This window comes from Iamia sp. SCSIO 61187 (assembly GCF_019443745.1).
GTDB lineage: Bacteria > Actinomycetota > Acidimicrobiia > Acidimicrobiales > Iamiaceae > Iamia.
The window spans coordinates 439,403-453,399 of record NZ_CP050948.1 but is presented as its reverse complement, the minus strand read 5'-3'; the positions used below and the strand labels follow the sequence as shown (position 1 = coordinate 453,399).

Genomic DNA, 13,997 nt, shown 5'->3' with positions numbered 1-13,997 from the left:
CACGTGTGCTATTGGGCCGTCGCCGATGCCGCGGGACAGGAGGCCACCGTGCACATCTCCAGCGAGACACCCGAGCAGCCTGGTTGGCAGGACTACGCCAACTGCCTGGGCGTCGACCCCGACCTCTTCTTCCCCGAGCGGGGGGCGTCGACGCGGGAGGCCAAGGAGGTCTGCCGCGGCTGCGTGGTCCGCGAGGACTGCCTCGAGTACGCCCTCGAGAACGGCGAGAAGTTCGGCATCTGGGGCGGCATGAGCGAGCGCGAGCGGCGTCGCCTGCGCCGCCAGCGAGCCCTCGCCCGCCGGGGCGAGGACATCCCCGCGGTCGGCAGCGCCTGACCCCGCCCCCCTCCCTCTAGGTTCGGGCTGGTGGACGAGGTCGCGCCGGTTCCGTTCCTGCCCCCGGAGGGCGTCGACGCCGCCTACGCCGTGTTCCCCAAGGCGCGGCGCACGGTCGCCACCGACGGCACCACCCTGGCCTGGACGCTGCTGCCGGCCGCCGACGGGGTCGCGCCCCGGACGCCGGTCGTGACCGCCAGCGGGTGGTCGTGCAGCGACGCCTACTGGGCCCACATCGCCCCCGCCCTGACCGCCCTCGGCCACCCCGTCCTGCTCATGGACACCCGCGGCCACGGGGCGTCGGGACTCCCCCGCCACCCCGGTCGGGGCGCCCGCGACCTGCGGCCCGAGGACATCGCCATCGCCCGCATCGCCGACGACCTCTGGGAGGTGGCCGACGCCGCCGGGATCGACGAGGCCGTCCTCATGGGCCACTCGATGGGCGTCCAGGTGACGTTGGAGGCCGCTCGACGGGCCCCGGGCCGGGTGGCCGGGCTGGTGCTGATCGCCGGCAGCTACGAGAACCCGCTCAAGACGTTCTGGGGCCTGCCGGTGGCCGACGTGGCGTTCCCCTTCGCCAAGCTGGCCGCCGCCTCGACGCCGGCACCCCTGCTGCGCCTGGCCATGCAGCCGGCCCGGCTGACCGCCTTCGGGGCCTGGGCGGCCAAGGTGGCCCGGGCCACCGGCCCCAAGGCCCGGCCCACCGACATGGCGCCGTACCTCCTGCACATCGCGGCGGCCGACATGGCCGTGATGATCCGGCTCATCGACGCCATGCGGCGGCACTCCTCGGCCGGGCACCTCCGCAAGGTGCGGGCGCCGACGCTGATCCTCGCCGCCGAGCGCGACACCTTCACGCCGCCGCGGTGCTCGCGGCACATGTTCGAGCGCATCCCCACCGCCGAGATCCAGTGGTTCGCCGACGCCGGCCACACCCTGCCGATCGAGGAGCCCGAGGCCATCGTCGACCACATCGACGAGTGGTACGGGCGGCGGGTCGCCCCCGAGGCGGTCGCGTCCCGGTGACGGCGACGATCGCCACCGTGCGGGCCGACATCACGACCCTCGACGTGGACGCCGTCGTCAACGCGGCCAACACCTCGCTCCTCGGGGGCGGTGGGGTCGACGGCGCCATCCACCGGGCGGCGGGGCCGGGGCTGCTGGAGGAGTGCCGGGCCCTGGGCGGGTGCGCGACGGGCGACGCCAAGGTCACCGCCGGGCACGACCTCCCGGCCCGTTGGGTCGTGCACGCCGTCGGCCCCCGCTGGCACGGAGGGGGGCAGGGCGAGGCCGAGCTGCTGGCGTCCGCCTACCGCCGCAGCCTCGAGGAGGCGCACCGGGTCGGCGCCACCTCCATCGCCTTCCCGGCCATCTCGACGGGCATCTACGGCTACCCCAAGGACGAGGCCGCCCGGATCGCCGTCGAGACCATCCGGTCGGCCCTGCCGGGGACGGGCGTCGACAGGGTCGTGCTGGTGGCGTTCTCGCCCGACGACCACGCCCGCTACGAGGCCCTGCTCGGCGTGGACGGCCCCCGTGGATGACCTGATCGTCGGCGCCGATGGGAGGCCGCGCTGCGGGTGGTGCGGCACCGACCCGCTGTACGTCGCCTACCACGACGACGAGTGGGGCCGACCCGTGCACGACGACCAGCGGCTCTTCGAGAAGCTGTGCCTCGAGGGCTTCCAGGCCGGGCTGGCCTGGATCACCATCCTCCGCAAGCGGCCGGCGTTCCGGGCGGCCTTCGCCGACTTCGCCATCGACGTGGTGGCCGAGATGGGCGACGACGACGTCGAGCGCCTGCTCGGCGACGCCGCGATCGTCCGCCACCGCGGCAAGATCACCGCCGCCATCGGCAACGCCCGCCGGGCCCAGGAGCTCATCGCCGAGGCCGGGTCGCTCGACGCCCACCTCTGGTCGTTCGCCCCCGAGGGTCGTGCCCGCCCGCGGTCGTTCGCCGAGATGGCGGCCACCACCCCCGAGTCGACGGCGCTCAGCAAGGACCTCAAGAAGCGGGGCTGGCGCTTCGTCGGCCCCACCACCGTCTACGCCTTCATGCAGGCGATGGGCATCGTCGACGACCACATCGACGGCTGCTGGGTCCCCGAGCGCTGATCGCCGCCCCCGCAGCGCCAACCACCTTCCGTGTTCGGGCGCGGTGGTGAGCCCGCCGGGGGCGGGCTCACCTGGTGGTGTCGGGTGTCAGGCGGCGAGGGCCCGTCGGTCGACGGGCTGGGATCGTCGCTTGCGTCCGTCGGGGGTGGTGATGATGACGGTGGCGTCGGGTTGGAGCTCGATGGTCCAACCGGGGCGGTGGACGACGCCGTGGTGGTACCGGCACAACAGCACCAGGTTCCGCAGGTTCGTCGGTCCTCGGTGGGCGATCCACTCGGCGACGTGGTGCCCGTCGGTGCGGTGCGCTGGTCGGTCACAGCCCGGGAACCGGCACCCCTTGTCCCGGATGCACAGCGCCTGGAACAACGGCGCCGGGATCGTCCGCGTGGACCGTCCGTAGTCCAACACGGTGCCATCCGCCTTGGTGATGACCCGGTGGATGTTCGCATCACACGCCAGCCGCCGGGCGACGTCGGCGGTGATCGGTGTGCCGTCGTCGAAGCACCCCTGCCCGCGGCCCGTGGTGAGCTCCTCGAGGCCGATGGTGATGTTCACATGCGGGCGGTGCCGTCCGCCCTTGTGGTCGGACTGGTGGTCGAGGAAGTGGGTGAAGATCTCGGCCAGGGCGTCGTGACGCCGTTGGGCGGGTGTCCGCTCGTCATCGTCTGTCTTGTTGCCCATGGCCAACCGGAGGGCGGCCTGGGCGGCGTGGAACGCCTCGGGCTCGAGGTTCGCGTCCAACCGCCCACCCGACAGCGTCGGCGACAGGTGCGCGGAGCGGTCCGGGTCGGGCTCACCCTCGTGGCCGTCGTCGAGGGTCTCCTTGGCGTGGGCAGCCCAGGACTTCATGGCCACCACCGCCCCGGCCACGTCCAGGCCGCCCAGCATGGGGACGAGGTCGTCCTCGCCGGCCTGGAACAGCGGGGCGGTGCGGTCGTTGAGGTTGGCCACCACCGCCGCGACGTGACCACCCGACACCTCACCCGACACCCAGGCAGCGCGCAGCACCGGGAGGTGGCGGAGACGGCGGGCGGTGGTGGCCATCCGTTGGGCGTCGCTGTTGGTCATCCGCCCCTTGATGCGGAGCCAGGCGGTCATCGAGGCGCAGCCCTCGGCGGTGTCCCACTCGTTGGTGTCATCGAACCGGCAGACGGCCTCGCAGAGCTTGGCGTCGAGGCGATCACGCAGGAACAGCGCCTCGTCGAGGGCGTCGCCATCGACCGGGATGTCCAGGTCGGAGATGGTGGTGGCGAGCGCCTCGAACATGACCCCAGTGATACCCGGCAGACGGGAATCGAACCCTGGAAACCCAGGAAATCATGGAGTTTCTCGGCCCCTGTGTGCCTCTGTGAGCCGCTCGGTTCGGTTGTGGGCAGGTGGACCGCAGGCGCCGTCGAGGCGCTCAGGAAGCCGCACAGCGCCCCGCCCGGAACGGCACCACAGACCCGCCAGCGACACCCCCTCGGTCCCGACCCACCGAGCCGACAGCCACTCCACCAACCCGCAGCACCAGCACCGTCCGAGCCATCGGTACGACCGACCCACGCCAGCCGCGACCGGATGGCCCGCGACGTCGCGTCAGGATGGTCGCGCAGGTCGCGTGCAGGCACGAAGCGACCGTCGGTCCGGCACCCCCTGGGGCGGCTCAGCCGGCGCGGCGGCGGGACATGTTGCGGCGCTGCTCGATGAAGTCGACCAGCACGTAGTCACCGAGGGTCTCGGGCGTGGTGAAGAAGGCCCGGCCCCGGTTGAGCTCGGTGAGGCGCTCGATGAAGCGCTGGAGGTACGGGGTGGCGTCGAGCATGAACGTGTTGATGCGGATGCCCTCGCGCGTCGCCCGCAGCACCTCGGTCAGGGTGGCGTCGATCGTCTCCTGGACCGGGGGGTAGTGGAAGACGGGGTCGCCCCGCTCGGTGAGGTGGGCGGTCGGCTCGCCGTCGGTGACCATGATGATCTGCTTGGTGCCGCCCCGGCCCGAGAGCATCTTGCGGGCGAGCATGAAGCCGTGCTGCATGTTGGTGCCGTAGACGAAGTCCCACGACACCTCGGGCAGCTCGTGGGCGACGATCGGTCGGGCCACCTCGCTGAAGCCGACCAGTCCGATGAAGTCCCGCGGGTACTGGGTGGTGATCAGGTGGTGCAGCGCCATGGCGACCTTCTTGGCCGGCAGGAAGTTGTCGCGCATGGGCATCGACAGCGACAGGTCGATCATCAGCACGGTCGACGCCCGGGTCGTGTGCTCGGTCCGCTCGACCTCGAAGTCGTCGGGGGTGAGGCGCACCGGCGTGCCGCCGCCCTGGCGGCCGAGAGCGTTGCGGATCGTGCGCTCGATGTGGAGGTTGAACGGGTCGCCGAACTCGTAGGCCTTGGTCTCGTCGGCCCGCTCGTGCCCGCTGCCGTTGCGGTCGGTCTCGTGGCGGCCCAGCCGGGTCGGGTCGAGCTTGGCGAAGATGTCGCGCAGGGCGTTGCGGCCGATGCGGCGGAGACCGTTCGGGGTCAGCTCCAGGCGCCCCTCGCGCTGCTCGATGAGGCCGGCCTCGGTGAGCATCTCCACCAGCTCGCCCATCCGCTCGAGGCTCTGGGCGGCCTCGTCGCCGAGGAGCTGACGGGCCCGGTCGAGGTCGACGTCGCCCAGGGCGCCGGGTGACGACGCCCGGGTGAGGAGCTGCTCGAGCTGGTCGAGGTCGCCCAGCTCGTCCATCAGGCCGGCGGCCTCGGCGAAGCTCAGGGGATCGGTGCCGCTGAAGTCGTAGCGACGCCCCCACCCGGCGTCGGGGAACAGCTGGCGCAGGTTGGCGCCGAGCTGGTCGAGCTGCCACCGGAGGTCCATGTCCTCCATCAGGGCGTCCGACAGCTGCTGGAGCTGGCTGCGCTGCTCGGGGGTCATGGAGGCGAGCATCGACTGCATGGCCGCCATCCGGCGGGCCATGGCCTCGAGCAGCTCGTCGAGGTTCGTCGGGTTCTCCGGGAACATGTCGCCGAAGCGCTCCATGAACGAGGCGAAGTCGGGCTCGCGCCCGGCCGCCCGCTGCTCGAGCATCTCGTTGAGGGCGGCGAACATGTCCTTCACCCGGGCCATGGCCTCGGGGTCGGGGTCGGCCATGGCCTCGGACATGCCCTTGAACCAGGACTCGACCATCTCCTTGCGCAGGTCGTCGAGGAGCTGGTCGAAGGCGTCGCGGGCCTCGTCGGAGGTGAAGTCGTGCTCCTGCAGGGCCCGCACCTGGCCGGCGAGGTCGGGCGGGAGACCGGCCAGGTCGTCGCGTCGCTGCTGGGCGACCTGCTCGGTGAGCTCCTGGCGGCGGGCGTCGCCCGAGTCGCGCGCCTCCTGCTCGAAGGCGTCGATGGCCTCGGCGTCTTGCTCGATGACCTCGCGCAGCCGCTGGGCGATGTCCTCGTAGGCCCCGCCGAGGTCGGCGCTCTCGAGGCGCTCGCGCCGGGCCTCGCGGAGCCGCTCGAGCAGGTCCCGGACGCCCTGAACCTCCTCGCCGTTGCGGTCGGTGAAGCCCTGCTGCATCAGCCGGCGGAGGGCCGCGCTCAGGTCGCCGTGGTAGAGCAGGTCGTCGGTGACCTCGCCGAGGACGTCGTCGGCGTCGAACTCGAACCCGGTCTGCGTCCCGTCCCACCGCGAGTACCGGAATCGTGAGGTCACGGAGCCGACGCTACCGCCGTCAGCGGGCGGAGTGGTCGGAGTGGGTCAGACCCACTCCGACCCCACTCCGACCGCTTCATCGGATGTCGGCCCCAGCGGACAGGATGGGCGGGTGACCGCCGAAGCCGCCGCGCCCGTCGACGCTCGCGTCGACCGGCGGTGGGTGGCGGCCGGGGTGGCGGTGGTGGTGGCCCTCGTGCCGATGACGTTCCTGGGGCCGGGGACCGACCTCGACGTGGGCGCCGTGATCCGGTCGGGGCGGACGATCGTCCGCGACGGCGACTACATGCCGAGCCGGGCCCCCGGGGCGCCGGTCCACGAGGCCGCGGTCGGGGTGCTCGAGTGGGTCGGCGGCACCGTCGGCCCCAACCTCGGCGCCCTGGCGGCCGCCATCGCCCTGGTCGCGGTGCTGGTCGTCCTGCTCCGACGGGAGGGGGTGCGCCGCGTGGAGCTGGCCGTCGCCGTGGTGGTGGCCAACCCGTGGTTCCTCGTGGCCGCCACCTCCACCGTGGACTTCCTGTGGGCCCTGGCCCTGTGGGCCGGTGCCGCCCTCGTGCTCCGCTCCCGGCCGACGCGGGGCGGCGCCCTGGGCGCCGGGGTGCTCGCCGGCCTCGCCGTCGGGTGCCGATCGTCGACCGCCTTCCTCGTGGGCGGGCTCGTCCTGGCCCACGCCCTCGAGCCGCAGTCGGGGGACCCGGCCGATCGGGCCGCCCCCTGGGCCCATGCCCTCGCCGCCGGGGCGACCGCTGCCCTCGTCGGCCTGGTGCTCTACGTCCCGTCGTACCGGGCCGCCGACTCGTCGCTGGCGTTCGCCCAGAACGACGTGCCCACCTCGACCTTCTTCGTCCAGGTCGGCCGGTTCCTCGTCAAAGACCTCTACTTCGTCGGGCCCTTCGCCGCCGTCGTGCTCGTGCTGGCCCTGCCGGCGCTCGGGCGGGTGCTGCTGCGGTGGCGGGCCGACTGGCTGGTGCGGCTGGGGCTGATCACCGTCGTCGCGTCCCAGCTGCTGTTCCTGCGGTTCCCGTGGAAGATGGGCCACCTGCTCCCGACGCTCGTCGGCCTCGCCCTCCTGCTGGCCCGGGCGCTCGGCGACCGGCCCCGGGTGCTCGCCGCCCTCGTGGCGGCGCAGCTCCTCTACGCCGTCGTGAGCATCACCCTGGTCCAGCCGGACAACCCCAACGCCGCCACCGGGGGCGAGCTGACCTTCGACCCGGCGTGGGGCGCCCTCGTGACCGACGTCCGCTGCCGAGCCGACGACCCCGACGCCTGGGAGGGCCCGGGCGTCGACCGCCTCCAGGCCGTCTGGGACTGCTCCAAGCCCTGGGCCTCAGGCTGACCGTTCTCAGCACGGACGTGCACCGCAGCGGTGCACCGCCGTGACGAGCTCGACGTCAGCGACCTCGGTAGGTGGCGCGGGCGCCGACGGCGTCCTTGTTGAGGCGCTTGGAGAGGTGGAGGCCCTCGAGCACGAGCTCGGCGGCGCTGGCCCGCTCGGCCGGGGTGGCCGACTCGCCGGCCAGCTCGTCGACGATCTCGGCCAGGCCGGGGCGCTCGTCGAGGCGAGCGGCGTAGTCGGCGACGCGGACGTCCTCGCCGGTGTGGATGACCTCGCCGTCGTCGAAGCTGTCGACGACGGGGCCGGCCACGCCGGTGCCGATGCGGTCGCGGAAGACGGTGAGCACCGCCTGGCTGAGGAGCTTGCCGATGATGTCGCCCTCGCGGCCCTCCTCGAACGACTCGACCTCGACCTTGCCCATCGTCGACGAGGCCAGGGCGTCGAGGTCGCTGATGCGCGGGGCGACGACGTCCTCGCCCAGCCGCAGCGACCGGCGCACGGCGTTGGCCACCATGGTCTCCCGGTTCGACACGGTGAGGCGGACCGACACGCCCGAGCGCTGGCTGATGTTGCTCGACCCGCGGGCCAGGTGGCTGAAGGTGGCGACGATCTCGTCCATCCACTCGGGGATGCGCACGTCGACCCCCTCGACCTCGAAGGGCCGGGCCTCCTGCTTGGCGATGGCGACCTCGGTGTCGACCTCGAGCGGGTAGTGGGTGCGGATCTGGGCGCCGAAGCGGTCCTTGAGCGGGGTGATGATGCGGCCCCGGTTGGTGTAGTCCTCGGGGTTGGCCGAGGCGACGAGCAGCACGTCGAGCGGGAGCCGGACCTTGTAGCCCCGGATCTGGATGTCGCGCTCCTCGAGCACGTTCAACAGGCCGACCTGGATGCGCTCGGACAGGTCGGGCAGCTCGTTGATGGCGAAGATGCCGCGGTTGGTGCGGGGCACGAGGCCGTAGTGGAGCGTGAGCTCGTCGGCCAGGTAGCGGCCCTCGGCGACCTTGATGGGGTCGACCTCGCCGATGAGGTCGGCGATCGAGGTGTCCGGCGTGGCCAGCTTCTCGCCGAAGCGGTCGTCGCGGTGCACCCACTCGATCGGCGTGTCCTCGCCCTTGTGCTCGAGGAGGTCACGGGCGGGGCGGGACACGGGGGCGTAGGGGTCGTCGAGGATCTCGGACCCGGCGACGATCGGCAGCCACTCGTCGAGCAGCCCGGTGAGGGAGCGGATCATCCGGGTCTTGGCCTGGCCCCGCTCGCCCAGGAACACGATGTCGTGCCCGGCCAGGACGGCGTTCTCGAGCTGGGGGAGGACGGTGTCCTCGTAGCCCATCACCCCGTCGACGAGCGGCTCGCCGGCCCGGACCTTGGCCAGGGCGTTGCGCTGGATCTCCTGCTTCACGGGCACCGAGCGCCAGCCCGACGCTCGCAGCTGGCCGAGGGTGGCAGGGCGGTTCGACATGGGGGCCAACCTACCGAGCGTCCGCCCCGGTCGGGCCCCGGGAGTGACGGTCGGGCCGAGGGGTAGCGTCTCGCCTCCATGGAGCCGAGCCGCCCGGCGAGGCGACCCAGCCAGCCCAGTGCCCTACCTCCGAGGCGAAGCCGAGGACATGTCGATCGCGAACACGTCCGACCCGGCACCCGCCGGCACCGACCTCTCCGGACGGTGGCAGGCGCTCGTCGCCGACGACGACCTGCGCCGCACCTGGCTCGACGACGTCGGCGACGACGACCGCTGGGAGGCCATCGAGGTCCCCGGGCACTGGCGGTCGACGCCGGCCTTCGCCGCCACCGACGGTCCGCTCCTCCACCGGCGGCGGTTCACCCACGACCGGCCCACCGGGGAGGACCGCTGGTGGCTGGTCCTCGACGGCTGCTTCTACCAGGGCGACGTCTGGCTCGACGGCGCCTACGTGGGTGACACCGAGGGCTACTTCTTCCCCCACGCCTTCGAGGTGACCGAGGCCCTGGCCGAGCGGACCGACCACGTGCTCGGGGTCGAGCTGGCGTGCTCCCGGCCGTCGAACCTGGCCGCCAAGCGCAACCTGACCGGCAGCTTCCAGCACTCCGACGCCATCGACCCGGCCGCCAACCCCGGCGGCATCTGGCGCCCGGTCCGGCTCGAGCGCACCGGGCCGATCCGCATCCGCCACCTCCGGGTGCTGTGCCGGGAGGCGTCGGAGGAGCAGGGCGTCGTCCAGGTGCGGGCGGTGCTCGACGCGTGCAGCCCGACGACCGCCGAGGTCCGGACCACGGTGGCGGGCGTGGAGGTCGTGGAGCGCCACACCCTCGCCGCCGGCGAGAACCAGCTGACGTGGATCGCCGTCGTGCCCGAGCCCGACCTGTGGTGGCCCCACGCCCTCGGCGGCCAGCCCCTCCACGACGTCGACGTGGCGGTGGGCATCCCGGTCTCCGACGACGAGGACGCCGCCGTCGAGGTGAGCGACCGCCGGACCCGGCGGGTGGGGTTCCGCCAGGTCGACGTGCGTGGGTGGGTGGCCTCGGTCAACGGCGAGCGCCTCTTCCTCAAGGGGGCGACGTACCTCCCCACCCGGGCGGCGCTGGCCGCCGCCACCGACGAGGAGGTGCGGGCCGACGTCCGGCGCGCCGTCGACGCCGGGCTCGACCTCCTGCGCGTCCACGCCCACATCGGCCACCCCGCCCTCTACGACGCGGCCGACGAGGCCGGCCTCCTCCTGTGGCAGGACCTCCCCCTCCACGGCGGCTACGCCCGCACCCTGCGCAAGCAGGCCGTGCGCCAGGCCCGCGAGGCCGTCGACCTGCTCGGCCACCACCCGTCGGTGGCCATCTGGTGCGGCCACGACGAGCCCTTCCCGGTCGAGGTCGATGCCGAGATCGGTCCGGTCCCGGCGTCGGTGGGCCGGCGGGCGCTGCGCCAGCAGGTCCCGTCGTGGAACGCCTCGGTGCTCGACCGCTCGATCAAGCGGGCCCTCCAGCGCGAGGACGGCACCCGCCCCGTCGTGGCCCACTCCGGCGTGGCCCCCCACCCGCCCAAGATCGACGGCACCGACTCCCACCTCTCGTTCGGCTGGGGCGACGGGGACGAGCGCCAGCTGCCGGGGTTCGCCCGCCTGCTCCCCCGCTTCGTGCGCTTCGTGACCGTCATGGGGCCGGCGTCGGTGCCCGCGACCGACGACTTCGTCGACGCCGCGGCCTGGCCCGACCTCGACTGGGACCGCCTGGTCCGAGGCCACGGCCTGGCCCGCCGGCTGTTCGAGCGCCACGTCCCCCCGGCGGACTTCGCCACCTACGAGACGTGGAAGGCCGCCACCCAGGCGCACCAGGCCGTCGTCGTGCGCCGCCAGGTGGAGGAGCTCCGCCGGCTCAAGTACCGCCCGACCGGCGGCGTCGTCGTCCACACCATGACCGACGCCCAGCCGGCCGTGAGCGCCGCCCTGGTCGACCACGCCCGCATCCCCAAGCCGGCGTGGGAGGCGCTGCGGGCGGCGTGCCGTCCGGTGATCGTGGTCGCCGACCGGCTGCCGGCCGGCGTCGAGCCGGGGGACGCCCTCGCCCTCGACGTGCACGTGGTGAGCGATCTCCGGACCGCGGTGGAGGGCATGGAGGCCACGGTGACCGCGACGTGGCCGGGCGGGGAGCACACGTGGCGGGCGCGGGGCGACGTCGGACCGGACGCCTGCGTGCGGGTGACCACGATCCAGCTCGTCGTCCCCGACGCTCCCGGGCCGCTGACCCTCGACCTCAGCCTCACCGGCGCCGACGGCGAGGTCCTGGCCACCAACGCCGACACCAGCGAGATCCTCGCCCCCTGACCCCCCGGAACCTTGTCCGCCATCGCGCCGCATGGGCGAGGTTCCGGACAAGGTTGGTGGGGTCAGGTGGGGGCGGGCACCCGGGCGTGGATCAGGTCGAAGGTGACGGCACGGGCGGCCATCGAGCCGCTGGCGGCCGACTCGACCAGGCCCCGGCCCATGGTCACGGCGTTGCCGACGGCCCACACGCCGGGCACGGAGGTCAGGCCGAGCTCGTCGACGACGGGGAAGCCGAGGTCGTCGACGTCGCAGCCGAGGGCGGCCGGGAGGGGCGAGGCGGGCTCGGCCATCCGGGCCACGAAGAGGGCCTCCCGGGCGATGACGTCGCCGCCGCCGACCTCGACGCCGCGCAGGTGGCCGCCCTCGACGAGCAGCCGCACCGGCGGGCGCCGCTCGACGGCGGCGCCCAGGGCCTCGATCTCCGCGGCGTCGGCCCCCTCGGGCAGGAAGGCCAGCACGTCGTCGCTCCACTGGGTGAGGAGCCCGGAGAGGTGGGGCACGAAGGCCGGGTCCCCGATGACGGCGATGGGCCGGTCCTGGGCCTCCCAGCCGTGGCAGAAGGGGCAGTTGGCGGCGTCGCCGCCCCAGATCTCCTCCAGCCCGGGCAGGTCGGGGAGCGGGATGCGCATGCCGGTGGCCAGCACCAGACGACGGGCGAGCAGCGGTTCGCCGGCGGCGCGGAGCACGCCGAAGAGGTCGTCGCGACGCATCACCCCGGCGACCTCGTCGTCGACCAGGTCGACCCCGTAGCGGGCCACCTCGTCGCGCCCGGTCGCCACCAGGTCGGCCGGCGGCGTGCCGTCCTGGGTGAGGAACCCGTGGGAGTGGGCCACGCCCTCGTTGACCGGGTGGCCGGCGTCGACCACGGCGACCCGGAAGCGGGCCCGGCCCAGTACGAGGGCGGCCGAGAGGCCGGCGACGGACCCGCCGACGACGACGACGTCGTAGGGGTCGGCGGGGCTGGCGGGGGTGGCGGCGGTGTCCATGGCGACGACGGTACGGAGCGCCCGACCAGACAGCAATGGTGGTTGCCGCTTCGGCAAGCAGGGCGGGGTGGGACGATGGGTGGGCGCCAGGGCGCCCGGGATCGTCCCCAGGACGGGCGGCGGGGGTCGGAGTACGGTGCCGCCGATGGGCACCAGGGGGCATGGGTCGATCCACCCGGTCGCGCGGGAGGTGGCGATCGAGCGTCGCGCCGTCCTGCGGGCCATGGGGCTGGGGGCGGCCGGCCTCGCCCTCGGCGGCGTCGGCGCCCTGGCCGGGTGCGGGGGCGACGACGACCGGCGCGACGGGCGCGGCACGACGACCACCACGCGGCCGGCGCGGCCGGCGGCCAGCGTCGCCGCCTACGACCCCGACACCCCGTACTGGGAGCAGGGCGCCTTCGCCCCCGTGCCCGACGAGTCCACCGTCACCGACCTGCGGGTCACGGGGACGATCCCGTCGGAGCTGTCGGGGCTCTACGTCCGCAACGGGTCGAACTCGACCACCGGCCGCTCACCCCACTGGTTCATGGGCGACGGCATGGTCCACGGGATGCGGATCGAGGACGGCCGGGCGACCTGGTACCGCAACCGCTACGTGCACACGACGCTCTACGACCAGGGCATCGAGTTCGCCGACGCCGGGGTCCCCGGGGGCGACATCAGCCAGAGCAACGTCGCCATCGTCCAGCACGCCGGGCGGTTGCTCACCCTCGGCGAGGTCGGCTTCCCCTACGAGCTGTTGACCGCCGACCTCACCACCGTCGGCCCCTACGACTTCGGAGGCCGCCTCGACACGTGGATGACGGCCCACCCGAAGATCGACCCCGCCACCGGGCGGATGCACTTCTTCGGCTACGGGTTCATGGATCCGCTGCTCACCTACCACGTGGCCGACGCCGACGGCCGGCTGGTCCACAGCACGCCGATCGACATCCCCGTCGCCACCATGATCCACGACTTCGCCGTCACCGACCGCGACGTCATCTTCTGGATCGGCCCCGTGCTCTTCGGCGTCGAGGGCTCGGTGCCGGGGTTCCCCTACGGGTGGGACCCCGAGGGCGGCCCGACCCGGGTCGGCGTCATGCCCCTCGACGGCGACGGCTCCCAGATGCGCTGGGTCGACATGGACCCGAGCTTCGTCTTCCACGGCACCAACGCCCACCGCGAGGGCGACGACGTGGTGCTCCACCTGAACCAGCTCGACTCGGCCTTCGGGCCCGACGGAGACCTCGTGCCCTCGCGCCTCCACGAGTGGCGCATCGGCACCGGCGGCGACGCCCTCACGCTCCGCCGCGAGCAGCTCAACGACGTCGACATGGACCTGCCGATGATCGACCGGCGCCACACGGGCACGGAGGTCCGCCATGCCTGGTACGTCACCACCGACGACACCGGCGACTACGGCTTCGAGTTCGCCGGCACCCTCCACCGCGACATGCGGACGGGGCGGGAGCAGGTCTGGGACCCGGGCCCCCACGAGCGGGCCGGCGAGGTGTTCTTCGTCGCCGGCGGGCGGGGCGAGGGCGAGGGCTGGCTGCTGACCTTCGCCTACGACCGCACCACCGACACCTCGGCCCTCGCCATCCTCGACGCCCAGGACGTGGCCGCCGGCCCCGTGGCTCGGGTGCACCTGCCCGTGCGGGTGCCCTTCGGGTTCCACGGCCTGTGGGTCCCGGAGTCCGACCTGTAGGGCGATCCTCGATCAGCGGCGCCGGGCGCGGCGCCACGGAAGGTGCCTGGCACCATCCGTGGCGACCCCCGAGGGGGTGGGAGGACCCCGG

The 13,997-nt window shown here is 73.5% G+C and carries 11 protein-coding genes; 7 read left to right on the top strand and 4 right to left on the bottom strand.

Annotation, left to right across the window (positions count from 1 at the left end; genetic code table 11):
- Positions 1-48: 48 nt before the first annotated feature.
- Genes HC251_RS02125 through HC251_RS02110 form a run of 4 tightly spaced genes read left to right on the top strand, consistent with a single transcriptional unit; the run spans position 49 to position 2,451 of the window.
- A complete protein-coding gene (locus HC251_RS02125) occupies positions 49-336 on the top strand; it encodes a WhiB family transcriptional regulator (RefSeq protein ID WP_219943676.1) in 288 nt (95 codons plus the stop codon).
- 30 nt (positions 337-366) lie between these two features.
- Positions 367-1,362 carry an alpha/beta fold hydrolase gene (locus HC251_RS02120; protein WP_219943675.1) on the top strand — a complete coding sequence of 332 codons (996 nt, stop codon included), beginning with the start codon at positions 367-369 and terminating at the stop codon, positions 1,360-1,362.
- Entirely contained in the window at positions 1,359-1,880 is a 522-nt protein-coding gene (locus HC251_RS02115; RefSeq protein ID WP_255566569.1) for an O-acetyl-ADP-ribose deacetylase, read from the top strand. Before HC251_RS02120 ends, HC251_RS02115 begins: the two co-directional genes overlap by 4 nt.
- Positions 1,873-2,451, top strand: coding sequence for a DNA-3-methyladenine glycosylase I (locus tag HC251_RS02110; RefSeq protein ID WP_304608301.1), 579 nt, complete (start codon positions 1,873-1,875; stop codon positions 2,449-2,451). The genes HC251_RS02115 and HC251_RS02110 overlap by 8 nt, the downstream gene beginning before the upstream one ends.
- An 87-nt stretch (positions 2,452-2,538) precedes the next feature.
- Here the strand turns inward: HC251_RS02110 and HC251_RS02105 are convergent, their stop codons facing one another.
- Both HC251_RS02105 and HC251_RS02100 read right to left on the bottom strand, forming a co-directional pair.
- Positions 2,539-3,717 (bottom strand): HNH endonuclease signature motif containing protein, encoded by a 1,179-nt coding sequence (locus HC251_RS02105; RefSeq protein ID WP_219943674.1) that lies wholly within the window; start codon positions 3,715-3,717, stop codon positions 2,539-2,541.
- 379 nt (positions 3,718-4,096) lie between these two features.
- Positions 4,097-6,103 (bottom strand): VWA domain-containing protein, encoded by a 2,007-nt coding sequence (locus tag HC251_RS02100; protein WP_219943673.1) that lies wholly within the window; start codon positions 6,101-6,103, stop codon positions 4,097-4,099.
- A gap of 112 nt (positions 6,104-6,215) precedes the next feature.
- Here HC251_RS02100 and HC251_RS02095 point away from each other — a divergent pair, with 112 nt between their 5' ends.
- Positions 6,216-7,439: a hypothetical protein gene (locus HC251_RS02095; protein ID WP_219943672.1), complete on the top strand. Its 1,224-nt coding sequence runs from the start codon at positions 6,216-6,218 to the stop codon at positions 7,437-7,439.
- Between the two features lie 55 nt (positions 7,440-7,494).
- On the opposite strand, the gene HC251_RS02090 is transcribed toward HC251_RS02095, so the two are convergent.
- A complete protein-coding gene (locus tag HC251_RS02090; RefSeq protein ID WP_219943671.1) occupies positions 7,495-8,898 on the bottom strand; it encodes a sigma 54-interacting transcriptional regulator in 1,404 nt (467 codons plus the stop codon).
- A gap of 148 nt (positions 8,899-9,046) precedes the next feature.
- Between HC251_RS02090 and HC251_RS02085 the strand changes: the two genes are divergently transcribed.
- Positions 9,047-11,230 (top strand): glycoside hydrolase family 2 protein, encoded by a 2,184-nt coding sequence (locus HC251_RS02085; protein WP_219943670.1) that lies wholly within the window; start codon positions 9,047-9,049, stop codon positions 11,228-11,230.
- 62 nt (positions 11,231-11,292) lie between these two features.
- Here the strand turns inward: HC251_RS02085 and HC251_RS02080 are convergent, their stop codons facing one another.
- Positions 11,293-12,216, bottom strand: a complete 924-nt coding sequence (locus HC251_RS02080) for an NAD(P)/FAD-dependent oxidoreductase (protein ID WP_219943669.1) — start codon at positions 12,214-12,216, stop codon at positions 11,293-11,295.
- A 145-nt stretch (positions 12,217-12,361) separates the two neighbouring features.
- On the opposite strand from HC251_RS02080, the gene HC251_RS02075 reads away from it, so the two are divergent.
- A complete protein-coding gene (locus tag HC251_RS02075; RefSeq protein WP_219943668.1) occupies positions 12,362-13,906 on the top strand; it encodes a carotenoid oxygenase family protein in 1,545 nt (514 codons plus the stop codon).
- Positions 13,907-13,997 lie beyond the last annotated feature (91 nt).

What these genes read in the sequence shown, in the direction of transcription:
- HC251_RS02105 (WP_219943674.1), bottom strand. Translation starts at nt 3,717, where the DNA reads ATGTTCGAGGCGCTCGCCACCACCATCTCCGACCTGGACATCCCGGTC.
- HC251_RS02090 (WP_219943671.1), bottom strand. Translation starts at nt 8,898, where the DNA reads ATGTCGAACCGCCCTGCCACCCTCGGCCAGCTGCGAGCGTCGGGCTGG.
- HC251_RS02085 (WP_219943670.1), top strand. Translation starts at nt 9,047, where the DNA reads ATGTCGATCGCGAACACGTCCGACCCGGCACCCGCCGGCACCGACCTC.
- HC251_RS02080 (WP_219943669.1), bottom strand. Translation starts at nt 12,216, where the DNA reads ATGGACACCGCCGCCACCCCCGCCAGCCCCGCCGACCCCTACGACGTC.
- HC251_RS02075 (WP_219943668.1), top strand. Translation starts at nt 12,362, where the DNA reads ATGGGCACCAGGGGGCATGGGTCGATCCACCCGGTCGCGCGGGAGGTG.